The organism is Shewanella waksmanii (genome assembly GCF_043643685.1).
In the GTDB taxonomy this organism is placed as follows: Bacteria; Pseudomonadota; Gammaproteobacteria; order Enterobacterales; family Shewanellaceae; genus Shewanella; species Shewanella waksmanii_A.
Map to the genome: position 1 here is coordinate 373246 of NZ_JBHZSN010000001.1, position 25715 is coordinate 398960.

At 45.2% G+C, this 25715-nt stretch carries 21 protein-coding genes; 14 read left to right on the forward strand and 7 right to left on the reverse strand.

Translation table 11 applies throughout. The features are described 5' to 3' along the window. Nucleotides 1–445: 445 nt before the first annotated feature. Both ACHUFW_RS01670 and ACHUFW_RS01675 read left to right on the forward strand, forming a co-directional pair. A complete protein-coding gene (locus ACHUFW_RS01670) occupies nucleotides 446–682 on the forward strand; it encodes a type II toxin-antitoxin system Phd/YefM family antitoxin (RefSeq protein ID WP_394200250.1) in 237 nt (78 codons plus the stop codon). Nucleotides 683–692: 10 nt separating this feature from the next. After that, complete coding sequence (locus ACHUFW_RS01675; RefSeq protein WP_394200251.1) at nucleotides 693–962, forward strand: Txe/YoeB family addiction module toxin; 270 nt, start codon at nucleotides 693–695, stop codon at nucleotides 960–962. 81 nt (nucleotides 963–1043) lie between these two features. On the opposite strand, the gene ACHUFW_RS01680 is transcribed toward ACHUFW_RS01675, so the two are convergent. Both ACHUFW_RS01680 and ACHUFW_RS01685 read right to left on the reverse strand, forming a co-directional pair. Continuing rightward, nucleotides 1044–1517 (reverse strand): LabA-like NYN domain-containing protein, encoded by a 474-nt coding sequence (locus ACHUFW_RS01680; protein ID WP_394200252.1) that lies wholly within the window; start codon nucleotides 1515–1517, stop codon nucleotides 1044–1046. Between the two features lie 70 nt (nucleotides 1518–1587). Beyond that, the gene (locus ACHUFW_RS01685) at nucleotides 1588–2046 is read right to left on the reverse strand and encodes a GNAT family N-acetyltransferase (protein ID WP_394200253.1); all 459 of its coding nucleotides are present in this window, start codon (nucleotides 2044–2046) and stop codon (nucleotides 1588–1590) included. A gap of 250 nt (nucleotides 2047–2296) precedes the next feature. Between ACHUFW_RS01685 and ACHUFW_RS01690 the strand changes: the two genes are divergently transcribed. From ACHUFW_RS01690 to ACHUFW_RS01700, 3 genes are all read left to right on the forward strand, one after another. Beyond that, nucleotides 2297–3403, forward strand: coding sequence for an efflux RND transporter periplasmic adaptor subunit (locus tag ACHUFW_RS01690; RefSeq protein WP_394200254.1), 1107 nt, complete (start codon nucleotides 2297–2299; stop codon nucleotides 3401–3403). Continuing rightward, entirely contained in the window at nucleotides 3403–6534 is a 3132-nt protein-coding gene (locus tag ACHUFW_RS01695) for a multidrug efflux RND transporter permease subunit (RefSeq protein WP_394200255.1), read from the forward strand. The genes ACHUFW_RS01690 and ACHUFW_RS01695 overlap by 1 nt, the downstream gene beginning before the upstream one ends. A gap of 229 nt (nucleotides 6535–6763) precedes the next feature. After that, nucleotides 6764–8722: a GGDEF domain-containing protein gene (locus ACHUFW_RS01700; RefSeq protein ID WP_394200256.1), complete on the forward strand. Its 1959-nt coding sequence runs from the start codon at nucleotides 6764–6766 to the stop codon at nucleotides 8720–8722. 36 nt (nucleotides 8723–8758) lie between these two features. Here the strand turns inward: ACHUFW_RS01700 and ACHUFW_RS01705 are convergent, their stop codons facing one another. From ACHUFW_RS01705 to ettA, 4 genes are all read right to left on the reverse strand, one after another. Continuing rightward, nucleotides 8759–9847 carry a metallophosphoesterase gene (locus tag ACHUFW_RS01705; protein WP_394200257.1) on the reverse strand — a complete coding sequence of 363 codons (1089 nt, stop codon included), beginning with the start codon at nucleotides 9845–9847 and terminating at the stop codon, nucleotides 8759–8761. A gap of 30 nt (nucleotides 9848–9877) precedes the next feature. Continuing rightward, nucleotides 9878–10996 (reverse strand): acyltransferase family protein, encoded by a 1119-nt coding sequence (locus tag ACHUFW_RS01710; RefSeq protein ID WP_394200258.1) that lies wholly within the window; start codon nucleotides 10994–10996, stop codon nucleotides 9878–9880. 274 nt (nucleotides 10997–11270) lie between these two features. Further along, nucleotides 11271–13892, reverse strand: coding sequence for an Ig-like domain-containing protein (locus ACHUFW_RS01715; RefSeq protein ID WP_394200259.1), 2622 nt, complete (start codon nucleotides 13890–13892; stop codon nucleotides 11271–11273). A 434-nt stretch (nucleotides 13893–14326) separates the two neighbouring features. Continuing rightward, nucleotides 14327–15994, reverse strand: coding sequence for an energy-dependent translational throttle protein EttA (gene ettA, locus ACHUFW_RS01720; protein ID WP_394200260.1), 1668 nt, complete (start codon nucleotides 15992–15994; stop codon nucleotides 14327–14329). Nucleotides 15995–16375: 381 nt separating this feature from the next. Between ettA and glyA the strand changes: the two genes are divergently transcribed. From glyA to ACHUFW_RS01765, 9 genes are all read left to right on the forward strand, one after another. Continuing rightward, a complete protein-coding gene (gene glyA / locus ACHUFW_RS01725; protein ID WP_394200261.1) occupies nucleotides 16376–17632 on the forward strand; it encodes a serine hydroxymethyltransferase in 1257 nt (418 codons plus the stop codon). A gap of 89 nt (nucleotides 17633–17721) precedes the next feature. Then, a complete protein-coding gene (gene nrdR, locus ACHUFW_RS01730; RefSeq protein WP_394200262.1) occupies nucleotides 17722–18171 on the forward strand; it encodes a transcriptional regulator NrdR in 450 nt (149 codons plus the stop codon). Nucleotides 18172–18239: 68 nt separating this feature from the next. Further along, on the forward strand, nucleotides 18240–19343 hold the full coding sequence (ribD, locus tag ACHUFW_RS01735) for a bifunctional diaminohydroxyphosphoribosylaminopyrimidine deaminase/5-amino-6-(5-phosphoribosylamino)uracil reductase RibD (RefSeq protein ID WP_394200484.1): 1104 nt from the start codon (nucleotides 18240–18242) through the stop codon (nucleotides 19341–19343). Between the two features lie 12 nt (nucleotides 19344–19355). Then, nucleotides 19356–20027 carry a riboflavin synthase gene (locus tag ACHUFW_RS01740; RefSeq protein ID WP_394200263.1) on the forward strand — a complete coding sequence of 224 codons (672 nt, stop codon included), beginning with the start codon at nucleotides 19356–19358 and terminating at the stop codon, nucleotides 20025–20027. An 88-nt stretch (nucleotides 20028–20115) separates the two neighbouring features. Next, complete coding sequence (ribBA, locus tag ACHUFW_RS01745) at nucleotides 20116–21219, forward strand: bifunctional 3,4-dihydroxy-2-butanone-4-phosphate synthase/GTP cyclohydrolase II (protein WP_394200264.1); 1104 nt, start codon at nucleotides 20116–20118, stop codon at nucleotides 21217–21219. A 171-nt stretch (nucleotides 21220–21390) separates the two neighbouring features. Continuing rightward, entirely contained in the window at nucleotides 21391–21867 is a 477-nt protein-coding gene (ribH, locus tag ACHUFW_RS01750) for a 6,7-dimethyl-8-ribityllumazine synthase (RefSeq protein WP_394200265.1), read from the forward strand. A 14-nt stretch (nucleotides 21868–21881) separates the two neighbouring features. Then, nucleotides 21882–22286, forward strand: coding sequence for a transcription antitermination factor NusB (nusB, locus tag ACHUFW_RS01755; protein ID WP_394200266.1), 405 nt, complete (start codon nucleotides 21882–21884; stop codon nucleotides 22284–22286). A gap of 108 nt (nucleotides 22287–22394) precedes the next feature. Then, on the forward strand, nucleotides 22395–23360 hold the full coding sequence (thiL, locus tag ACHUFW_RS01760; RefSeq protein ID WP_394200267.1) for a thiamine-phosphate kinase: 966 nt from the start codon (nucleotides 22395–22397) through the stop codon (nucleotides 23358–23360). Continuing rightward, nucleotides 23360–23854: a phosphatidylglycerophosphatase A family protein gene (locus tag ACHUFW_RS01765; protein ID WP_394200268.1), complete on the forward strand. Its 495-nt coding sequence runs from the start codon at nucleotides 23360–23362 to the stop codon at nucleotides 23852–23854. Before thiL ends, ACHUFW_RS01765 begins: the two co-directional genes overlap by 1 nt. Nucleotides 23855–23961: 107 nt before the next feature. Here ACHUFW_RS01765 and recN read toward each other — a convergent pair whose 3' ends face one another. Beyond that, on the reverse strand, nucleotides 23962–25623 hold the full coding sequence (gene recN, locus ACHUFW_RS01770; protein WP_394200269.1) for a DNA repair protein RecN: 1662 nt from the start codon (nucleotides 25621–25623) through the stop codon (nucleotides 23962–23964). Nucleotides 25624–25715: the final 92 nt, after the last annotated feature.

Sequence of the window (25715 nt, forward strand, 5' to 3'; positions counted from 1 at the left end):
ATATGCTTTAGACTTCGTAGCCTCATTAGAATTTAATGGAAGTTTAATGGAAATTTAAATTCAACTTTTTTTCACCAGAATTCAATTGCCATCCATAGTTAATGGCATAAATATTAATCTCCTATTATGCTTGTTTTACGCATATAACAAGAGGTTGTATCTCTAGGCCAAGAAGAACTCTCATTAGTCTTGAAGACACCGCTTATTATCACTGTTTCAGTCTGGTAAGCCCCTAATTTATTATCCATACAAGAAGGTTAAGAGTGATTTACAACGCTTGCGCTCTCACTTCTAGCTAATTTAGTGTTTATGGCACAATGGTTTAGGCTAGATATTAGCGTTGTTCAAACCTTAATTTGGTGTTAGTTGCTTTATTAATATTGCATGTACATGTAGATTAATGAAGACTGCACTTGTTCCATAAACTGTACATATGGAGGTTCTTATGAGAATCGTATCTTTTACGGAAGCTAGAAATGGTCTAAAAGCTGTTTTGGATGGTGCAGTTAATGATGCTGATACAACAGTTATTACACGGCGAGATTCTGAAGATGCTGTGGTTATGTCTTTAGACTACTACAATAGCCTTATGGAAACAGTTAACTTACTGCGCTCTCCTCAAAACGCTGAACACCTAAACCGTTCGATAGCTCAGTATCGTGCAGGTAAGACAACAGCATGAGAGTTAATTGATGAGTAGTCGTCAACGTATACTGTCGTGGACTGATGACGCTTTGGATGATTACCTATATTGGCAAACTCAAGACAAGAAAACACTAAAGCGTATCAACAAACTTATCAACGATGTTAAGCGGTCTCCATTTGAGGGCGTCGGCAAACCAGAATCGTTAAAAGAGAACTTGTCTGGTTTTTGGTCTCGTCGTATTGATGATACTAACTGGCTTGTTTACGCCGTCGATGATCAAGCGATAACGATAATTTCGTGTCGTTATCATTACTAAATCAGGTTCAGTCATCTGGCGTCTAACAAACGACGATGGCTTCAATAGCTAATTTTGAGCTTTGGTGCTAGCCACATTCCCTTACTGCAACAAACTCTGCTCTATTTCATGAAATTTTGTGGCGGCATCCATTAAGGCTTTAGCGGTGAGTTGTGGTACGCCGTACACTTGGGTTTCGATGCCATATTTGTGGGCGATGTGGCCAAGCAACAGTGCAAAATCGCCGTCTCCAGACAGTAAAATGATGCTGTCTACTTGGTTGGCGGCTTCCATAATATCGATGGTGATGCCGACATCCCAGTCGCCTTTGGCGCTGCCGTCACTGCGCTGAATAAAAGGTTTGAGTTTGACATCAAAGCCGATGTGTTTAAGTGCATCTTGAAACTTGAGTTGGCCATCGTCACCACGATGGATGGCGTAGGCGTTGGCTATCTCTATGTCGCCTTCATAGCTTAAATGTTGCCACAGTTTGCGGTAGTTAAATTGCTGACCATAGGCTTCTTTGCAGGTGTAATAGATATTTTGCACATCAACAAATAACGCAAGCTTTTTCACTTCGAGCTCCAAGAGGGTAGGTGTGCTGCTCACCATACCGCAGCACTGGTCAACATTGAAGGTGTGCCTGCTAAATATCTGTGTTACTGGGCTGATAGCGCATGGCGGTGAGCTGAGGTTCACGTTGTTGGTAGCGCTGCAATAATTGGCCAATATCATTGTGTAGCTTGGTGGTTTGTTGAAACTGCTGTTGGCGATAGAAGTCGACTAAGCTCGGTAAACAAAATAGGTAAGTTGGCTTTGCTGCAAGTTGTGGCGTAATGGCCCTAAGTAGCTGTTTTCCATAGCCTTGATTTTGGTGTGTAGGGCTGACTAACATGCCGGTAAGTAACAGGTTCTCGCCTATTGGCCGTAGCCTTAACGCGGCAATAATATCGTTGACGTTAAGGAGATTTATTGGCGAGGCCTGCCCGTCAATCATTACTGCAATATGTTCCCGGGCATTAGGTTTGGCCGCGGGCATAAATTGGCGGTAGAACTGCTTAATTTGTTGGCGATCTTGTGGTGAGTCAATCCAGTGAATTTGCATCAAGGCAGCATGGCTGATGTGGTGGATTTTTGCAAGCTAAAGTGGTTGCTTAAATGTCTGGTTTTGGTGATCTTTGTTGCACGTTTGTGGTGAAGGTTTTTACGGCTTGTTATGTAAGATTTTTTGTTACAAGTTTTTGTTACTATTAGATAAGTTATTTGCCTAGCTTTACATTCATTTACTCTAATTCTTCGGCATTTTTCTTTAAAATAACTACCAATATCGGTCTTGTTTGTTGGCAGTAGTTATCATGAAAAAAAGCCTTGTTTTAATCCCTCTTATAGTGGCAGTGATTGCCGTGATTGGCTATAGCAATTTAAGTGAAGCCAATAAGGGCCAACCTAAAGGAAAATCGGTTCGTGTCGTTCCTGTAAAGACGGGGATAGTCGATGAGCACGAACTGTCACAGCAGATCACCTTGATTGGCAAGTTAGAGGCGAATCAATCAGTTTATATCGCCCCCGAAGTGCAGGGTAAGATTAAGGCCATTAACGTAAATGCCAATGAAACCATTAGTGTCGGACAAGTGCTCATTGAGCTTGAAGATGCGCGCGCCAAATCAAACCTTGCCGAAGCCAACGCCTACCTTTTAGATGAGAAACGTAAACTCGCCGAGTTCAACCGCCTAATCGATAGTAACGCCATTACCCAAACCGAAATAGATGGTCAACGTGCCAGCGTGGAAATGGCTGCGGCGCGTTTAAGCGCGGCGCAAGCTGAACTTGACTATCATTACATTCGTGCGCCGTTTTCCGGTACTGCAGGTTTGGTCGATTTTAGTTTAGGCAAAATGGTGTCGGTGGGTAGCGAGCTCCTTAGTCTGGATGACTTGTCTTCAATGCGCTTGGACATTCAAGTCCCTGAAACCTATTTATCGATGTTGAGTGTTGGCATGCAAGTCAGTGCCACTAACCGTGCTTGGCCTGCAGAACGCTTTACCGGGCATATTGTCGCCATTGATCCTCGCATCAACCAAGACACGCTTAATATGAAAGTGCGAGTTAACTTTGACAACCTGAACAACAAGCTCAAACCTGGGATGTTGATGTCGGCAAATTTAACTTTTCCTGCGGTGCTAGAACCGGTGATTCCGGTACAAGCGCTTGAATATTCGGGAACTAAACGTTTTGTGTATGTGGTGGACGAAAACCAGATGGCTAAACGTACCCAAGTGACACTTGGTGCGCGAATTCAAGATGAAGTACTGATCAGTGAAGGGGTTAATGTGGGTGACCGAATCGTGGTACAAGGCTTAGTGAATATGCGTGATGGTCTAAAAGTCGACGATTTGAGTCGCGCCGCAGATACCCAAATTGCCGATATTGACGAAGCGCAAGCTCAAGGGAGTCGTGGTTAATGTTACTTTCTGATGTGTCAGTAAAGCGGCCGGTCGTTGCGATAGTATTAAGTTTGCTGTTATGTGTATTTGGTATTGTCTCCTTTTCTAAACTGGCGGTTCGTGAAATGCCAGATGTGGAAAGCCCAGTCGTCACTGTGATGACCACCTATGAAGGTGCGTCGGCCACCATCATGGAGAGCCAGATCACTACAGCCATCGAAGATGAGTTAACTGGTATTAGCGGCGTTGATGAAATTACTTCAGTGACGCGCAACGGGATGTCTCGTATCACAATTGTGTTTGATCTCGACTGGGATTTAACCGAAGGGGTCAGTGATGTACGTGATGCGGTTGCCCGCGCGCAGCGTAGGTTACCTGATGAAGCTAACGATCCTATTGTGTCGAAAGATAATGGTTCCGGTCAGCCGTCGGTTTATATCAATCTAAGCTCATCGGTGATGGATCGTACTCAACTTACAGATTATGCCCAGCGAGTGTTAGAAGACAGGTTTAACCTGATCACCGGTGTTAGCTCTATCAATATCTCAGGTGGCTTGTACAAGGTGATGTATGTGCAGCTTAACCCAGAGTTAATGGCGGGTCGTAATGTCACTACCTCAGATATTATTGCCGCATTAAGAACTGAAAACGTTGAAACTCCCGGTGGTGAAGTACGTAACGACACCACAGTGATGACAGTTCGAACCGCACGCCTTTATCATCATCCAGAAGACTTTGATTACTTAGTCGTGCGCACTGCCGACGATGGCACGCCTATCTACCTGAAAGATGTGGCCTCGGTATTTATTGGTGCCGAAAATGAGAACTCAACCTTTAAAAGTGATGGTGTACCTAACCTAAGTCTGGGCATTATTGCGCAATCTGACGCTAACCCACTTGAGGTTGCTAAAGATGTGCGTAAAGAAGTGGAACGTATTCAAAAGTTCTTGCCACCAGGCACTCAGCTCACTATCGACTATGACTCAACGGTATTTATCGACCGCTCAATCAGTGAAGTCTATAACACCTTATTTATCACCGGCGGCTTAGTGGTGCTGGTGCTGTATATCTTTATTGGCCAAGCTCGGGCGACATTGATTCCAGCGGTGACTGTGCCTGTCTCGCTTATCTCAGCGTGTATTGCGGCTAATTTCTTTGGTTTTTCCATTAACCTACTAACTTTGATGGCACTGATTTTAGCCATTGGCTTAGTGGTCGATGACGCCATCGTGGTGGTTGAAAATATGTTCCACCATATTGAACGGGGTGAGCCACCTCTACTTGCCGCATATAAAGGTGCTCGTGAAGTCGGTTTTGCGGTAATGGCGACCACGGCGGTGTTGGTGATGGTGTTTTTACCTATCTCGTTTATGGATGGCATGGTGGGGCGTTTGTTTACCGAGTTTTCGGTGATGTTAGCCATGGCTGTAATTTTTTCATCGGTGGTGGCACTCACCTTAACCCCTGTGCTGGGTAGTAAGATTTTAAAATCTAACGTCAAACCAAACCGTTTTAACTTGTGGGTAGATAAGGTATTTGTGGCGCTGGAGCGCAACTACCGCCGCGCAGTGACCTGGGCCGTCAGTTGGCGTTTTGCTGCGCCAGTAGTGATTGTATTGTGTATTGCTGGTAGTGGCTGGTTGCTCAATCAAGTGCCTGCACAATTGGCACCGCAAGAAGACCGCGGAGTGATTTTTGCTTTTGTTAAAGGGGCTGAAGGCACCAGTTACAATCGTATGACCGCCAACATGGATATTGTTGAAGAGCGTTTAATGCCCTTGCTTGGTCAAGGGGTGATTAAATCCTTTAGTGTGCAAGCGCCTGCATTTGGTGGCCGTGCGGGTGATCAAACGGGCTTTGTGATCATGCAGCTTGAAGACTGGCAGGACCGCGACATCAATGCTCAGCAAGCTTTAGGGGTTGTGGCGCAAGCACTAAAAGGTATTCCCGATGTCATGGTGCGCCCTATGCTTCCGGGCTTTAGGGGTCAGTCCAGTGAGCCGGTGCAATTTGTACTTGGCGGCTCGGATTACAAAGAGCTATTTAAATGGGCACAAGAGCTACAGGAGGCCGCTTTTGCGTCTCCTATGCTGGAAGGGGCTGATTTAGATTATGCAGAAACCACACCAGAGCTGGTTGTTAGTGTCGATAGACAGCGGGCAGCCGAGCTTGGTATTAGTGTGGCGTCGGTTTCAGAAACTTTAGAGGTAATGTTAGGTGGCCGCACTGAAACCACCTTTATCGACCGTGGTGAAGAGTACGATGTCTATCTGCGCGGTGATGAAGATAGCTTTAATAACATGGCTGACTTAAGTCAAATCTATATGCGCAGTGCCTCAGGTGAGCTAATTACCCTTGATGCGATCACTAAGATAGAAGAGGTGGCATCGGCCCATAAACTGAGCCACACCAACAAGCAAAAATCGATCACCTTAAAAGCCAATTTGGGCGCGGGTTATACCTTAGGGGAAGCACTGGACTTTCTTGATGCTAAAGCCATTGAGATACTACCTAGTGATATTTCCGTTAGCTACACCGGCGAGTCAAAAGACTTTAAAGAGAACCAAAGCAGTGTCATGGTGGTATTTGCTTTAGCATTGTTAGTCGCCTATTTAGTCCTTGCGGCGCAATTTGAAAGCTTTATCAACCCGCTTGTGGTGATGTTTACGGTTCCCATGGGCGTGTTTGGTGGTTTTATGGGATTGTATCTTACCGGGCAAGGTCTCAACATTTATAGCCAAATTGGTATGATCATGCTCATTGGTATGGTGACTAAGAACGGTATTTTGATTGTGGAATTTGCTAACCAATTACGTGATAAGGGCGAAGCGATTGAGCAAGCGATTATCAATGCATCAGCCAGACGATTACGTCCGATTTTGATGACAGCCTTCACCACTTTGATTGGTGCAATACCGTTAATTATGTCAACGGGGGCAGGCTCTGAGAGTCGTATTGCCGTGGGTACCGTGGTGTTCTTTGGTATGGCGTTTGCCACCTTTGTCACCTTGTTAGTGATCCCTGCGATGTATCGCCTTATATCGGGCGCAACACATTCACCCGGATATGTTGAGGCGCAACTCAATGATGCCATTGCCGCACAAGAGGCCATCACGGTACAGCAAGGGATGCAGGCTAAAAGCAGCTAACAAGTGTGGTGTAATAAATAAGGCTACTTTAGGGTAGCCTTTTTTATTGGGTAATTGATTGTGCATGCAAGCGTATTGTTTTACGCTAAAGTGCTATTATTTGCACTAATTGTTTAGAATCATGAGTTGCAGCTAGGCTAAAGCTGACTGATTTTTAGTGCTAGTTTAGAGCTGGCGTGGGTATATTGGGCTTATAGACTAAATTTGAAAGTATTCTCAAGGAGAGAGTATGTGGCGGCGAATTCGTCTGCTAATTAATATTGTTGCTTTGTCATCGCTATTAAGCCATTTCAGTGTGATGGCTCAAGGATACCGCGAGCAGCTGCAAGTGATTGAAACTACAGCCAGTCAAAACTTACCTGATGCGGTAGCTAAGTTAGCTGAGCTGGGTGAGCAGCTCGATGCAATGGATGAGACCGAGTTAGGCATCTATTTTATGGTGGCCTCGGATTTGGCGGTTGTTCATCACGATGAAACCTTAGTGCTGGGTTTGCTTGCTGAAGCCGAAAAGGTATTACCAAACCCGTCAGCCGCTCGCCAATATTGGCTGCAACTATTAGAGTTTAAATATCGGCTGTTGATGGATAATGTTCGTGAACATATCAAGTCACTGCAATCTCTTGAAAGTGCAATAAAACAGCAAGATTCAACTTACCTTCAAGCCTACTATTATACCAGCTTGCAAGTGGGCTTATTTGAAAGCAATGTGCTTGATTTGGCGTTAGATGCTGCAATTAAAGCGCAGCATTTGTGGACTGAGCTGGGCAATGACTACCGTGCATTAACAGCGCAATATCAGGTTGCATCATTAAAGATGTATTTAGGCGATTTGACGTCGGCCTCGCAAGAGCTAGATCAAGCGTTAGCTAAGGCGCAGTTACTGCAAGCCAAATACAGTCAAATCGGCATTGAGCTCAAAATGGCTACCTTGCTGGATATGCAAGGAGAGCCTCAGTTGGCGCTAGCCAAACTGAGTGAAATTCGAGAGCAATACGATATTGCGATAGGCCATCCATATTATTGGGCGTTAATGTCGCAGAAGGTACAAATCAATGCTCGGCTTGGACGCAATGAGCAAGTATTGGCGACAACTGAGCTGATGCTGAGTCATGATGCACAGAGTTATTTTGCCGACCGAAATTTAATGCAGCTGCTTAGGGCTGCTGCCATGGTACGTTTGGGCCAAACAACTGATGTGGCGGCTAATCTCAATAGCATTTTAGCGGAGTATCAACGTGTTGGTGACAATTTAGGGCGTTTTGAGACTTTGCTGGTGCAAGCTGAACTTGATTATGCCAACCAAGATATTGTGAGCTTGTTTAACCGTTTACAAGCGCTGGTGACCTTAATTCGCAATTACAGTGATCAGCAAGGTGCGAAACGTACCGACAGAGTAGAGCAGGCCGTCGAGTCCGAGCAATATGCCCAGCAAGCCGCTGAGCTGTCAGAAACTAATGTTGAAAACCTCATCACCCTCAACAATCAGAAGCAATCAATTGATCATAAGAACAGCCAACTATTTTTACTCACTGTGTTGTTATGCGCACTTATCATAGTATTTATTTGGCTGGCCTATGCGTTACGGCGTATTCGGGTGTTAGCTAATACCGACAGTTTGACCGGAATAGCCAATCGGCGTAATGGCATAGAAACAGCGCAGCAGCTGTTAAAGCGGGCTCGAAAGCAGCAGCAAAGCATTGCTATTGCGATTATGGATTTGGATAAGTTTAAAACCATTAATGACACCTTTGGCCACGCCAGTGGCGATGAAGTGTTACGTCAATCAACCCAAACAACTTTACGAGTTTTAGCCGGTGATGGTCTGTTTTGCCGCATGGGCGGTGAGGAGTTTATGCTGGTATTGGTTAATCAGTCTGAGCAGGCAAGTTTGGCGGTGTTTGAACGGATACGCACACAGCTTAAAGATATTGATTTTTCCGCGTCTAATATGCAGCAATATCGCGTCAGTGCCAGTATTGGTGTCTGTTATAGCGTTAAGCACAATGATGCTGGTTGTGATAGCTGCGCCCGTGACCAAAGCGTTGACGATAACTATGAGCAACATGATGAAAAACACCAAGTTAGTTTAGATCAAATGATTGCTATAGCCGATCAGGCCTTGTACCGCGCCAAGGAAGCTGGACGCGATACGGTGTGTTTGTTGCCTGTGACTGAAACGGGTAGCTGAAACCCGCTAACTGCTAGTTAATTGCAAAAGTTTGATTTATAGGGGCAGCTTTTTACCGTTATAAGTGCCGCGCCACAATTGGTTGTCGATAAACAGTAGTTCACCTGACTTACCTTTTTTAATGCTGGAATCGATAGCAATCACTTTGTTGTCAAAACGACCTAACACTCGATCTTGAGAGGTGTGGCCAACGGCAATGCGCTTAACATCAAAATAAGCCAAAATAGTATCGAGCTCTGTTTGGGAATAGTTATCGTCAAAATAACCACGGAACCAAGTGGGGCCATTGCCAAAGAACAGATAGCTTAATAATGGGTCTTGTTTTAATTCTGCCTTGGTTTTATCAACATTAGTTCGATAAAGCTGGTTAACTTTATCGAGCGCCAGTTTTCTATTTACCCATTCGATATCTACCCCCCCATGCAGGAATAAGGTATCGTTGATCTTCACTAAAGTGTTTTTCGATCTTAACCATTGACCGATTTCACTGTCTTTGCCGTAAAGCTCATCATAGGGTCTATCGAGTAATTCGCTGCTGAGTTCATACCTTGGGTGGACGTAGCGTAAATCACCGCGAAATACCATCTGTTCGTGGTTGCCCATAAGTAGATGCAGCTTACCACCAGCTTGACTGGCTTGCGCATCTAACTTGTACATAAACCACAGTACTTCATTAATCTGGTGGCCGCGATCAAACATATCGCCAGTCATCACCATGTGACCATTACCAAACGCCCAATTGAGTTCACTGTCAATAATCTTATGGCGTTGTAATAATTGAATTAACACATCGTATTGGCCGTGTACATCACTTAGCGCTACGATGCGCTTTACCCCTTGATAGCTATCAGCTGATAGTTTGGTTGCATCAGGATTAAGTGTTGGTTGCGGTAATTGGCCGCAGTCACTTGGGCGAGACAGTTTCATCTCGGTGACATTGTGCTGTTTGAGTTTGCCTTGGCAAATCCAGTTCACTTGCTTGGACTGATCAGACTTTTGCTGGAACACGTACGGACCATCATAAAAATCATCTGCTGATGTTGGTGAGTTAGCCATTAAGCTATTGGGCAAAATCGCACAGCAAAGCAGTGCCAAGTTGCGGCATAGACGCGAGTAAATAAACATCAAAGAAACATCCTTTATTATTGTTGTCGGTTACCAGCCAATTAAATAGCGGCTGCGTTTATCGAGCAGGCGCTTGATGAGCACGGCAATAACATAAGAAACTGCAATCACCCCTAAGGTCACTAACAGGGTGGTGAAGATGTTGCCGTGATCTTGAAGATTAAACAGATCAGGGCTGTTATAAATCATCCACCAGGGCGTTGTGATCCATGGATGAATGAAATAGATGGCAAAGCTCACATCGGCAAGTTTTTGTAATGGCTTTATGCTGATATGTTCAAACTTATTTAATATGGCCAATATCACTAAAGTTAATAAGATTTTTTGCGGTAGCATTAGATCCGGCACGCTCATTTCAAAGGCCGGTTTATTCAACACTCCAGCGCCAAAGAAGTGGGCTTGTCCGACAGCTAAGGCAATGGCCGTTAGCAACATCAGCAGCCAGTAGTTATCAATGAACTTAAATAAGCTATCGCGGTGTTCTGAACTCCAAACGCCAAACAGGTACACGGGCAAGAAATAGAACAGCGATTGAATGGCATTTAAATTAGATTCTGGACGATGGATCATCATCGCAATGACAAACAAAGGCAGTGCAAAGTGCATTAATCGCTGTTTTTTAAGTAAATGCATCACCCAAGGTGATAGCGCAAATAACATCATCCCCATCGGGATATACCAATAAGCTGTTAATGTACGTCCAGTAATCACATACCAACTAGCGACTTCTGCAGGTCCAGTTAAGTTGGTGTAATTAAGGTGCATTAAGGGGTCCGTGCCTGCAGTGATATGCCAGACAATCCAAGGGAGGGACAATAGCAGGTAGGGCAAGAAAACAAATTTGGTTTTGTTTTTCATGTATTTTTTGTAATCCCAACGATGGGAGAACACATGGTGGAATAGAAACCCCGAAATAAACACAAAAAACACCGTGCCATTCATCATCAAATTGAACCAAGCTTTATCGGCTAAGGTTTCTACTTGCCAGCCAGCGGGTCGATAACAATGCGCCATAACGATAAAAATAATGGCGATGCCGCGAAAGTGATTAATGCTATTGAGAAAAGCTTTCTTTGCTTTGGGTTTGACGGTTTCAGCATCGGTGACGCTATCTTTGCTGTTATTGTTATTAGCAACGTCTTGATTCACTTTTTATTCCTTGTCGAATTTACCTTGCCGCAACATCTTATCACTAACTTTAACCGAGCAGCTATAAGGTGATGATCGACTGAGTTGAAATAGAGATAAAAACGATATGAATAGATTTTATAGTGTTATTTTAAGTTATTTATTTTATTAGTTTTTATTTCGGTGGGCTTGGTGGTGATAAAATGCTGAGGTAGGGGGTAAAGGTGGATTAGCTGCTTGGTTTTAGCTAGTCCACCTGATGTGTTATCGATTAAGTTGATGTTGATTAATCAGCCTAGTTACCCGCATTCATGGCATCAATCTTGTCGCCGATGGGGCCTGAGAAATTAAACCCATCATGTTTATCCCAGTTAATTGACCAAGTCATGACTCCTGCAAAGTCACTAAATTTTTGACTTGGTACCACTGATGAGCAGGCTACTCTTTTAGTAATGCAATCTAGAGCATCGATAATATTTTGTGTCGGCGCCTGACCTGAGTTGGCCGATGAAGGGCCGGACGGTAAACCAATGGCGACTTGATCAGCGCGCAATGGCAAGAATCGACTACCATCGGCGAGATCAAAGCCCTCGACCAACATTTTCACCGATGCCACCATCATATCCACGCTGCCTTCTGGCGCAGCCCCATTGGTGTAGGGGTTTGATAAGCCGCCATTGTTATATAGTTGGACGTGCAGTAAATCTAAGGTGTCGCGCAGTGAATCAATCAGCGGAATGTAAGCCCCCCAGATACCTGAATAAGCAATCATGCCTCCTTGTACATATGGGTGCTCAGGGGCCATGGTTAAGTACATGTCGCCGCCCATGTTTGCTTCGATTTGCTTTAAAGCAACGGGCAGACGCGCTTGTATTTGCGAGCCATGGAGAAGGTTGGAGCCACTTTCTAAATCAACGTCTAAACCATCAAAACCCCAATCATTGATGATTTGAGTCAAGCTGGCGACAAAGTTAGTTTGATCAGTATCGGTATTTAGCGTGATGGTGCCTTCAGCGCCACCTAAAGACAGTACGATGATTTTTCCTTGTGCCTGTAAGTTAGCGATATCTTGTTTAAACTGCGCAGCATCAAGTGCCGGGCAAGTAGAATGGATATCACCACTATAGAGGTTAAAATGAACGGTTCCATTTGAGTTGCGATCATTGTCCGCAAAGGCAATATCGATGACATCCCATTTCGATGATATCTCGCTCAGGGGCATAGGGCAGCCTGCGCCATTAACAAAGTTATGCCAGTAGCCAATCAACTTGTGAGTCTCTCCTGCAGGTGCATTGATCACATTAACCGGCTTGGCGGGGCTAGTGACTGTATTACCTAAACTGTCAGTTGCACTTGCGGTCACAGAATAATTACCAACAGAGCCAGCCGTCCAGGATGCTTGATAGGGGGCACTGGTGTCGGTGGCAACAACACTGCCGTTGACATTAAAATCGACATTAACAATCTCGCCATTAACCGATGCTGCGTTAGCACTTAAAGTGACTGTGCGGCCCAAGGTAATGGTATCACTGCTGGTGGTGACACTTGCGACAATGGGCTGGTCACTGATGCTGACTAAAACCGTGTCCTCACTTTGGTTACCCTCATCATCAGTCGCCACCACTTTTAACTGGGTGTCGCCTAAGCCAGTTGCTGACCAGTTGAGTTGATAAGGAGCACTGGCGTCACTACCTAGACTTTGACCATTAACGAAAAACTCAACTAGCGTAATACTGCCATCGCTGTCACTTGCGCTGGCTGCAAAGGTGATGTCGCTGCCAGCCAATATCACCGTGTTGTCTGTTGGCGATGTTATTGCCACATTAGGGACAATGGCACAGATACCTAAATCACTCCATGCATCTTGCCAGTGGGCGCCGACTCCAGGCTCATAGGCCCATGCCGCATTTGATGAACACCATCCGCCGATGTCGCAGCGATATCGATGGTTCACATTTTCGACGACATCGCCACTTTGGTAGCTACTGCCCGCAGTGTATGGTGGCACGCCACTACATCCACCACCAGTTTGCCCATCGCTAACATTAACTTGTACCACAGAACTAAAGGCGCTAGCGCCTTCATTATCGGTGGCTTTGGCCTTTAAGTTGTGTAGGCCTTGTATTGCAGTCCACGAATATTCATATGGAGGTGTTGTGATTGTTGCTAGCAACGCATCGTCAAGATAGAGCTCGACTTGTTCAACGACGCCGTCAGTATCATTGGCATCAACCGTGATAGTTACCGCATCCCCAGTAGTGATTTGAGCATCACTGCTTGGTTGTGTCAGCGCGACGGTAGGTGGCGTGTTGCCAGAGGCTTGGGTTACGGTAATGGTGACACTGGCACTGGAACTAGCACCCAAATCGTCGGTGGCTTGAGCACTAATTTGGTGGTTGCCGGGTAGTGCTTGCCAAGCTTGGCTATAGGGCGCCTGGGTACTGCTGCCGAGCAACTGACCATTGACAAAGTATTCAACTAAACTCACCACGCCATCACTATCGCTAGCATCTACCGATATGACAACGCTGTCATTTTCAGCGAAACTGCTGTTGTCTATCGGCGATGTTAATGACACCTGAGGCGCAAGGTTATCAGCCGTGCCATCGCAACTGCCGATGATGCTCCATTCTTGGTAGGGTGATGAGTGAGAAGCTGGATCATCGCCTCGGGTCCACCAATTAGCGCGATAGGCAACCGTTAAGTGTTGCACTTGTGCGCCGCCGTTATAGGTCGCGGTGCTGCTCCACGTGGCTAAGTTACTGCAATCTACTGCTTGGGCAATAGTGGGGATGAGCAAAGCTGAGCTAATTATGCTTGGGTAAAGCAAAGCTTTTAAGCGACTGTTTTTTAAATAACTGCTTTTAAAGCGACCATCTTTTAAGTGAGTATGTGGGGGAATTAATAGATTTTTCATTTTGCATTCCTGATGTCATTATTATTTTCATCACGAAATGTAGCCGAAGGCTAACTGCCAAGTCGTAAACGTTACTCTTGTGTGCAATCCATTGATTTGTTTTTGATAGCCAGAGGGTAAGCTGGCTTGGTTGATGAGTTTGTCCTTAACTCAGTAACCAAGTTAAGGTGTTTTACCCTAAAAAGTAAAGGTTTTACGGCTGACTAATATGCAATAGTTAGCATAATAAGTGAATAAGTTTGCAAAGGTAAGCTTGGCTTGATGGCCAGTTAGCATGACCTGTTCGCTATGACCTTTTGACTATGACCTTTTGAGTATGATCTTTTTAACTATGACTATTTAACTAGGACGGGCGAAAAAAAACGGAGGCGATAGCCTCCGTTTTTAAATTCGATGGTCGTTGTTAATCAACTGACCAGCCAAGAATTGACCGCTTATTTGGTCATTTTCTTGTACTTTAAGCGATGTGGTTCAATCACTTCAGTACCCAATGTTTCTTTTAGCCAGCTTGAGTATTCAGTGTAGTTACCTTCGTAGAAATTCACTTGACCTTCATCACGATAATCTAAGATGTGAGTCGCAATTCGATCTAAGAACCAACGGTCGTGCGAGATAACCATGGCGCAACCTGGGAATTCTAGCAGCGCTTCTTCAAGTGCACGTAAGGTTTCTACGTCAAGATCGTTGGTTGGTTCATCGAGAAGTAACACGTTACCGCCAGCTTGCAGCAGTTTGGCAAGGTGAACACGGTTGCGCTCACCACCAGAAAGTGTGCCGATGATTTTTTGCTGATCACCACCGCGGAAATTAAAGCGGCCAACGTATGCACGGCTTGGAATTTCTGTGCCATTGATACGCATGATATCCTGACCACCAGAAATCTCTTGCCAAACCGTATTCTTATCATCCATTGAATCGCGGAACTGCTCAACAGAAGCAATTTGTACAGATTCACCGACTTCAATTGAACCGCTGTCAGGCTGTTCAGCACCTGAAATCATTTTAAATAGGGTTGATTTACCCGCACCGTTAGCACCGATAATACCGACAATTGCGCCTTTAGGTACGCTAAAGCTCAAATCATCAATTAAGATACGGTCGCCATAAGACTTAGTCAGGTTGTTCACCTCAATAACTTTGTCCCCTAGGCGTGGTCCAGGTGGAATAAATAGCTCGTTGGTCTCGTTACGTTTTTGGTAATCGTTGGTATTAAGCTCTTCAAATCGAGCCATACGCGCCTTACCTTTAGATTGACGGCCTTTACTACCTTGGCGAACCCATTCAAGTTCTTTGGCAATCGTTTTTTGACGGGCACTTTCAGCAGCAGACTCTTGTTGCAGACGGGCATCTTTTTGCTCAAGCCAAGATGAGTAGTTACCTTCCCAAGGAATACCTTCACCACGGTCAAGCTCAAGAATCCAGCCTGCAGCATTATCCAAGAAGTATCTATCGTGGGTAATCGCCACAACAGTTCCAGTGTAATCTTGTAAGAAGCGCTCTAACCATGCCACAGATTCAGCATCCAAGTGGTTGGTTGGCTCATCAAGTAGCAACATATCTGGCTTTTCTAGTAGCAAGCGACAAATTGCTACACGGCGACGCTCACCACCCGATAATACTTCAATTTTTTCATCCCAGTCAGGTAGACGCAATGCATTGGCAGCACGCTCAAGGATGTTGTCTAGATTGTGGGCATCTTGCGCTTGAATGATAGCTTCAAGCTCACCTTGCTCTTTGGCTAGGGCATCGAAATCTGCATCGGGCTCAGCGTACAAGGCGTAAACTTCATCAAGGCGGGTGAGGGCGTTTTTAGCTTCAGCAACCGCTTCTTCAATGGCTTCGCGCACGGTTTGTTGCTCGTCCAGTTTCGGCTCTTGAGGTAAGTAACCGATTTTAAGATCTTGCATCGGACGTGCTTCACCTTCGATTTCAGTATCAAGGCCAGCCATAATGCGCAGTAGGGTTGATTTACCAGAGCCGTTTAGGCCTAAAACACCAATTTTGGCGCCAGGGAAGAAACTTAACGAAATGTCTTTAAGGATCTGCTTTTTCGGTGGAACAATCTTGCCCACTCTAAGCATGCTATATACAAACTGAGCCATGTTAGATTCGCTTATTTTACCAATAATGCTGGCAATTCTACTGTAATCATCGCCGAACTTAAATCTAACTTTGATGAATTTATACTAGAGTTTTAGTCTTTATTTACAATTGGGTGATGAAGCTTGTCAGTGGGAGAACTTACAACGCGTTGTCATGGCGACATGGCAAACAGTGTTTTCATAAAAATCAGTCTTAATTGGTTGGTGGCTAGGGTTTCAGTAACGGATTCATCTGCTTATCAATATTGCTCACTGGCTAAGATGAAATTTACATGGGGTTTAAATGCAAGTAATTTCATGTTGTAAGGTCTGGGATTGTGATCGATTGCACTGTAGAATACGCGCAACCCTACTTATAAGACTGTACAGCTGGAGTAACCAATGCTGAAAAAAGATATGAACATTGCGGACTATGATCCACAACTTTTTCAAGCGATTGAAGATGAAACTCGCCGTCAAGAAGAGCACATCGAACTTATCGCTTCAGAAAATTACACGAGTCCTCGTGTTCTAGAAGCCCAAGGTTCTCAGTTAACCAATAAATATGCGGAAGGTTATCCAGGTAAGCGTTATTACGGTGGTTGTGAGCATGTTGATATTGCCGAAGAGCTTGCAATTTCACGTGCTAAAGAGTTGTTTGGTGCCACGTATGCTAACGTGCAACCACACTCTGGTTCTCAAGCTAACTCAGCAGTATTTATGGCGCTACTACAAGGTGGCGATACTGTGCTAGGTATGAGCCTAGCTCACGGTGGTCACTTAACTCACGGCTCACACGTAAGCTTCTCTGGCAAGCTGTATAACGCCGTACAATATGGTATTGATGAAACTACCGGTAAGATTGATTACGCTGAAGTTGAGCGTTTAGCTGTAGAGCATAAGCCAAAAATGATCATCGCGGGTTTCAGTGCTTATTCTGGCATCATTGACTGGGGCAAGTTCCGTGAAATCGCCGATAAAGTCGGTGCATACTTATTTGTTGATATGGCACACGTTGCAGGTCTTGTTGCTGCGGGTATCTATCCAAACCCACTACCTCATGCGCATGTCGTGACGACTACAACCCACAAGACTTTAGCGGGTCCTCGTGGTGGTTTGATTCTATCTGCATCAAACGATGAAGATATCTACAAGAAGCTAAACTCTGCAGTATTCCCTGGCGGCCAAGGTGGTCCATTGATGCACGTTATCGCAGCTAAAGCGGTAGCCTTTAAAGAAGCTCTTGATCCAGAGTTCACAGCATACCAAGAGCAAGTGGTTGTCAATGCACAAGCAATGGCGAAAACCTTTATTGAACGTGGTTACGATGTCGTTTCTGGCGGTACCGACAACCACCTTTTCTTGCTAGATCTAATTAGCAAAGATATTACTGGTAAAGATGCAGATGCTGCGCTTGGTTTAGCGAATATCACAGTTAACAAGAACTCAGTACCTAATGACCCACGTTCTCCATTTGTGACGTCAGGTCTACGTATTGGTTCTCCTGCGATTACTCGTCGTGGCTTTAAAGAAGAGCAAGCGGTAGAGCTAACTCACTGGATGTGTGATGTGCTAGACGATATCAGCAACGAAGCCACTATCGAGCGCGTAAAGCAGCAGGTGCTTGAATTGTGTGCTAAGTTCCCTGTTTATGGTTAACCTTAAAGGTTAAATCAGGTAAACTCCGATGGCCGCTACTATAGCGGCCATTTTTGATCTTAATGATCTATCATTTAGCAGGAGGCGCTATGCATTGTCCATTTTGCAGTGCTACAGATACTAAAGTCATTGACTCTCGTTTAGTTGCTGACGGTCATCAAGTCCGTCGCCGTCGTGAATGTGCAGAATGTCATGAACGTTTTACCACTTTTGAAGGGGCTGAGCTGGTCATGCCTAGAGTGGTGAAACAAGATGGCAGTCGTCAGCCGTTTGATGAAGAAAAATTACGCGGTGGTATGTTGCGAGCTGTAGAGAAGCGCCCAGTATCGATGGATCAGATAGAACAAGCACTGACAAAAATTAAATCGACCTTGCGTGCCACCGGCGAGCGCGAAGTGCGCTCAGAAATGATCGGTAACTTAATGATGGACCAGTTGGTGAGTTTAGATAAAGTTGCTTATATCCGCTTTGCGTCGGTTTATCGTGCCTTTGAAGATGTTTCGGAGTTTGGCGAGGCGATTGCTAAGCTACAAAAATAGTGAAACATCACTATTAACCCAATAGTCATAAAGGTAAAGGTGTGAACGGTTCTACATTCGACAGTGAAATGATGGCGCGGGCTATCAAACTTGCCTATAAAGGGCGCTATACCACGGCGCCAAATCCAAGTGTTGGTTGCGTGATCACTCAAGGTGAAACTATCGTTGGTGAGGGTTACCATATACAAGCTGGTGGCCCCCATGCTGAAGTTCATGCGCTTCGTGCTGCACAAGGTCAAACTCAAGGTGCGACGGCATATGTTACGTTGGAGCCCTGCAGTCATTATGGTCGAACACCGCCCTGTGCGCAGGGATTGATTGATGCCCAAGTTGGCCGTGTTGTTGTTGCAGTAACCGATCCTAACCCGCAAGTGTGCGGCCGTGGCATTGCCATGTTAGAGCAAGCGGGTATCAAGGTGGAAGTCGGCTTAATGTCGCAAGCCGCTGCAGCAATCAATCCAGGGTTTATGCAGCGCATGGCAACTGGTTTGCCTAGAGTCACAGTAAAGTTAGCCGCTAGTTTAGATGGTAAAACTGCGCTAAAAAATGGTGAGTCAAAATGGATAACAGGTCCCCAAGCTCGCCAAGATGTACAGCGTTTGCGAGCCCGCCATAGCGCCTTGGTTACGGGGATCGACACTGTATTAATTGATAATCCATCACTCAACGTCCGCCCACAAGAACTGGGTTTTGTTACTCAGCAACTGGACGTATCGCTGATTTCTCAGCCCCTAAGGGTGGTGCTTGATAGTCGCGCTCGGGCGAGATTATCACTGAAGTTATTTACTATCGACAGCCCCATATTGCTGGTGTCTTGTTGTGATTACCCTCAGTCTGAGGTTGATAACTGGCCTGCTCATGTGAGTCATCTCAAATTAGATGCAATAGAGGGTAGAGTGCCGTTAGCATCATTGTTAGGCTACTTGGCTAAATCGCACAATGATGTATTAGTTGAGGCTGGGGCGACGCTGGCAGGCGCATTTGTCGAGCAAGAGTTAGTTGATGAGTTAGTGCTATATCAAGCTCCTAAAATTATTGGCGCAAGTGGTCGGGACATGCTTAACCTCAGCGTTTTTACCCAAATGTCGCAAATACCCAATATACAACTTATTGACCAAACTAAGGTCGGTAACGATACGCGTTTTACATTTCAATTTGCTAAGCAGCGTTAACAAGTAGGTCATATGTTTACTGGCATCATAGAATCCATTGGTACATTAAAGAAAATCGAGCGACGCGGTGAAGATATTCGCTTAACAGTGTCCAGTGGCAAATTAGATTTATCTGACGTCAAACTGGGCGACAGCATTGCGACAAATGGCGTTTGCTTAACAGTTGTTGAGTGCCTGTCTGATGGTTATGTGGCAGATATTTCAGCGGAAACGGTTAATTTAACCGGCTTTGGTCGTTATCAAGTTGGCCAAGCGGTTAACCTTGAAAAAGCGGTTACGCCGACCACACGTTTAGGTGGTCATATGGTCAGTGGCCATGTTGATGGTATTGCCAGTGTCGATGAACGGCTGCAGCGGGGCAAAGCTATCGAGTTTTGGTTGACGCCTCCTGCCGAGTTGGCGCGCTATATTGCCCATAAAGGCTCAATTACCATTGATGGGGTTAGCCTGACGGTCAATGAAGTTGACGGTATCCGTTTTCGCTTAACGATTGTGCCGCACACAGCCTCTGAAACCACCTTGCTGAATCTTAAGGCGGGTGACAGCGTCAACATTGAAGTTGATCTAATTGCCAGACACCTTGAGCGTTTAATGGGGCTTGGCGCACAGGAAAGTGACGATAACCATGGCAAAGTATCAAATGTAACGATGGATTTACTGGCGCGGTCAGGATTTATCAAATAATAAACAAGCGTAAAAACATCGCTAGAAAGTGGCGAAACTGCCATTTAGCGGATTTAATAGATTAATACAAAAAACGAAAGGTCTTACCATGGCGCTACACAGCATAGAAGAGATCATTGAAGATATCCGTTTAGGTAAAATGGTTATCTTGATGGACGACGAAGATAGAGAAAATGAAGGCGATCTAATCATGGCGGCGGACCTAGTGACGCCGGAAGCGATTAACTTCATGGCGACATTTGGCCGGGGGCTGATTTGCCAAACCATGACAAAAGCACGTTGCCAACAGCTTAACTTGCCTTTGATGGTTACCAATAATAACGCCCAGTTTTCGACTAACTTCACCGTATCAATCGAAGCTGCAGAAGGTGTAACCACAGGTATTTCTGCGCAAGACCGTGCTGTTACTGTGCAAGCGGCTGTAGCTAAAGACGCTAAGCCTGCTGATATCGTTCAACCGGGTCACATTTTCCCGCTAATGGCGCAAGAAGGCGGGGTATTAATCCGCGCCGGCCATACCGAAGCCGGTTGCGATCTTGCCCGTTTAGCTGGACGTGAACCTTCAGCGGTGATTGTCGAGATCCTCAATGAAGATGGCACAATGGCAAGACGCCCAGATTTAGAAGTGTTTGCTGAAAAGCACGGTTTAAAGATGGGCACCATTGCGGATCTGATTGAATATCGCAACACCAAAGAAACCACCGTTATATGCGAAGCTAAATGCAAGCTGCCTACTCGCTTCGGTCAGTTTGAAATGATGACTTATCGCGACACTATCGATAATCAACTGCATTATGTGTTGGTTAACGGTGAAGTGAAACCAGACGTACTGGTACGTGTACATCTGCAAAACACCTTTAATGATTTATTGCACTCCGAGCGCGATCAGCAGCGTAGCTGGCCGCTAGAAAAAGCTATGGAGCGTATTGGTCAAGAAGGTGGTGTATTGGTTTTACTGGGTCATCAAGAACATAGCAGTGACATTTTGGCGAAAGTAAAAGCCTTTGAGCAAGAGGATATGGGGCAAGCCCCAGTACCGGCACCTTGGAAAGGTACGTCTCGCCAAGTTGGTGTTGGCTCGCAAATCTTGGCAGATCTTGGTGTTAGCACGATGCGTTTGCTGAGTTCACCTAAGCGTTATCATTCGCTATCAGGCTTTGGTTTAGAAGTCACCGAGTATATTCCTGAGTAAACTTGGCCAAAGTAGAAAATTAAGAAATTCTTATAAATTGCATGGGGATCACAAGCAGGCGTTGTGTTATCATACCGCCTCTTTTTTGCCCGTGCTGGGTTTAACGCTAACCTTGGCAGTGGTTTAGTCACGCTAGCTCAAGTTAGCATCAGTAACAGTTAGGTAAGATAAATGAACGTAGTTCAAGGTAATATCGAATCGAAAGACGCCAAAATTGCTATCGTAGTATCACGCTTTAATAGCTTTGTGGTGGAAAGTTTACTTGAAGGCGCGATTGATACACTGAAGCGTTTTGGTCAAGTTGCAGACGAAAACATCACCGTTGTTCGCGTGCCTGGCGCGGTAGAACTACCATTAGCTGCACGTCGTGTTGCTGCTAGTGGTAAATTTGATGGCATTATTGCACTAGGTGCAGTGATCCGAGGTGGTACACCTCACTTTGATTTTGTTGCAGGCGAGTGTAATAAAGGGTTAGCGCAAATTGCGCTTGAGTATGATCTACCCGTTTCATTCGGTGTGTTAACTACAGATACCATTGAACAAGCTATTGAGCGTTCAGGTACTAAAGCAGGCAATAAGGGTGGCGAAGCCGCGCTTGGTCTGCTTGAAATGGTTAATGTTCTGCAAGAACTAGAACAGCAGTTGTAAGATTAGGATATATAATGAAGCCTTCTGAGCGCCGCAAGGCCCGTCGTTTAGCTGTACAAGCTATTTATTCATGGCAGTTAAGCGGCAACAATGTGGCCGATGTTGAGCACGAGTTTTTGACTGAACAGAAAACTGACGGTGTCGACATCGCGTATTTTCGTGAGTTGCTGTCTGGTACAGCGACAAAGCAATCGCAACTTGATGAGTTGATTATCCCGCATATTGAGCGCGCTTTTGATGAAGTTTCGCCCATTGAAAAGGCGGTACTGCGCATTGCAACTTATGAGCTGACATTCCGCAAGGATGTGCCTTATAAAGTAGCGATTAACGAAGCCATTGAGCTCGCCAAAGCGTTCGGCGCAGAAGATGGTCATAAGTTTGTGAACGGCATACTCGATAAGATAGTCGCTCGCAACTAATCAAAAAACGGTATCTTAGGATGCCGTTTTTTATGGGTTAAGATTAACTTTTATTTAGATTTCTTGTGCGCGCCAGCATAAGAGGTCGCAACACTGGTACCAAGAACTGTGAAAGAGTTTAAAGTCATAGAGCGATTTTTTACTGGGCGTGGCCAAAACCGCCGAGATGTTGTGGTCAATATTGGCGATGACTGTGCATTGGTGGCACCAGCAGAAAACAAATCTCTCGCCATTTCATGTGACACATTAGTTGAGAACACCCATTTTTACCCTGACATCCCGCCTAAAGCACTTGGCTACAAATGCCTCGCGGTTAACTTATCTGACTTAGCCTCAATGGGCGCAGAACCGGCTTGGATGACATTAGCGCTTACATTACCGGATGTTGATGAAGCTTGGTTGGCCGAGTTTAGTCAGGGACTGTCAGATATTGCTGAATATTATGGTGTCAGCCTGATTGGTGGCGACACCACCCGCGGCCCTCGCAGCATTACTATTACTGTTCATGGTCAAGTACCTGAGCAAAAAGCCATGACACGTGATGGCGCCCGCAATGGTGACTGGATTTATGTTACAGGGACGCTAGGTGACTCTGCGGTGGGCTTAAAGCTGATTGCAGGAGAGCTAGATTGTGATATCAGCGCTGAAGCGAAGCACTATTTAATCAATCGACACTACTATCCAAGCCCTAGAGTGTTAGCGGGTCAGTCGTTAAGAAACTTAGCTTCCAGTGCCATTGATATTTCTGACGGCATTTTAGGTGACATCAAGCATGTGTTGAAGCGCTCCGAGGTGGGGGCGGTGATCAATGTAGAACAGCTGCCACTGTCTGATGAGCTGGTCAATGCTGTGGGTCAAGAGCAAGCAATCAATTACGCCTTAAGTGGCGGTGAAGATTATGAGTTATTGTTTACCGTTCCAGAATCACAGCGCGGCGCCCTAGAAACGACATTAGCCCACGCGGGCGTTTCGTTTACTCAAATTGGCCAAATATGTACGGGTGATAAACTCAAGTTATTGCGTAACGGTGACAGCTTCGCCCCGACTAACTTAGCATTTGAGCATTTCTCTTAATGAATTTACTGACCAAAGACCCAAACGTAGATAAGTTATCGCTGAGTAATCCAGTGCACTTTTTAGCCCTAGGGTTTGGCTCAGGGTTGGCCGCTAAAGCACCAGGTACCTTTGGTACTTTGGCTGCTGTTCCTGTGTATTTGCTAATGATGTCTTTATCATTGCATTGGTATTTAGCAATCACGTTAGTTAGCGTCATTGCTGGCTTCTATATTTGTGATAGAGCATCTAAAGATATGGGAGTTCACGATCACGGTGCCATTGTCTGGGATGAAGTCGCCGGGTTTATGATCACTATGATTGCGGCACCTATTGGTGTTGTATGGCTGGTTATTGGTTTTGCGCTATTTCGTTTCTTCGATATTTTAAAGCCTTGGCCGATTAAGTGGTTAGATGCCAAAGTCCATGGTGGTTTTGGCATCATGATTGATGATGTGCTGGCCGGCGTTTTTGCATTTTTGTGTCTGCAAGGCATCGTTTACTTGGTGGGTTAATCGCTATCTTTTAAATAAAACGCCAGCTTAATGCTGGCGTTTTTTATGAGTGCGGTTTTATGTTGCCTTTGCCCTTACTCATCGGGCTCAGTCTGTACAAACAAGCCCTAGCTTTGTAATAACTCTTTGGCATTGGCTAAGGTATTGTCTGTGATGGTATCACCGCCGAGTAACCTTGCCAGCTCCTGTAACCGCTGATCTTTATCTAGCGGTGTCATTGAGGTTTCAGTTTGTCCCGCCTTACTTTGTTTATTCACAAACATATGTTGATGACCATTGCCGGCGACTTGCGGCAGGTGGGTAACACAGAAGACTTGGGTTGACTCACCTAAACTACGTAGCATTCGCCCGACGACCGCCGCTGTAGGGCCAGATATCCCCACATCAACCTCATCAAATATCAGTGTTGGCGTTGACACTTTTTTAGCTGTGATCACTTGAATACCCAGGCCTATACGAGATAACTCGCCGCCTGAGGCAACTTTGCCAATGGGCTGCAGAGGTTGGCCCGGGTTGGTGGTGACCAAAAATTCCACATGGTCGCATCCGGTGGGAGACAGTGCTTGTTCATTGAAGTTAATGGCAATGACAAACTTACCTTTGGGCATACTGAGTTCATGAATAGACTGAGTAACCTGCTTATCCAACTCTTTAGCATAACGAACCCGGCTTTTATGTAATTTTTGGGCTTGGGTTAAATAACTGGCTTTACAGCTGGCAAGCTGCTCAGTGATGTCATTGAGTTTTTCTTCATCTGAATCTAGCGACTGCAACTCTTCGCTGAGTTGTTGGTGGTGCTGATAAAGATCTTCTGGTTTGACATGATGCTTACGGGCTAGTTGCATGGTTTTAGATAACCGCTGCTCTAAAAATGCAAAGTGCTCGGGGTCAAGCTCTAAACTGTCTAAGTACCTTTGTATTTCGTTACTGCTTTCCTGTACTTGGATTAACGCTTCATTGAGCATATTACCAATACTCGACAGGCTGTCATCATACTCCGCTAATTCTTGAGCTTGGCCAATGGCACTATTAAGTTGTGACTCAACATCACCTTGCTCATTTTCTTGTAAAATGAATAAGGTATTTTGGCAGGTTTGAATTAATGCGGTTCCGTTGGCAAGTCTTTTGTGTTCGGCTTCAATTTCAGTAAACTCAGTTTCCCCTAAGGCGAATTCATCGAGCTCTTCAACTTGGTATTGCAACAGTTGTTTACGTGCGATGCGTTCATGTTGGGATTGCTCGAGTGCTTGAAGCTCTTTCTCAACGGTTTTACAGCGTTGGTAACTGGCTGCTACGCCATCGAGTAGCAGTTTGTGGTTAGCATAGCTATCAAGGAGGGTTAGCTGGTGCTCACTTTTTAGCATCGCATGGTGGGCGTGTTGGCCATGTATACCAACCAATAGTTGGCCGACGAGGCGCATTTGTGTCAGTGGTACTGGATTACCATTAATATAGGCACGTGAGCGACCGTCACTACTAATAGTCCGGCGTAAAATGCATTCATCATCTTGCTCAAGATCGTTGTCTTCTAACCAACGCTTTGCCAGTGGAATATCGTTAACTGAAAAACGTGCGCTGACCTCAGCTTTATTGGCGCGGGGTCGAACGCTGTTAGCGTCTGCTCGATTACCTAAACATAAACCGAGTGCATCGATTGCTATCGATTTACCTGCACCGGTTTCGCCTGTGATACTGGTCATGCCCGCTTTAAATTCAAGTTCAAGAAAACGGACAATCGCAAAATTATTGATGCTGAGCTGACAAAGCATAATGACATCCTTTCACATAGTACTGTATTAATGCACAGTATATACTGATTTTTTATACAGTAAATAGCTTGGTCAAAATTGTTTGATTTTTA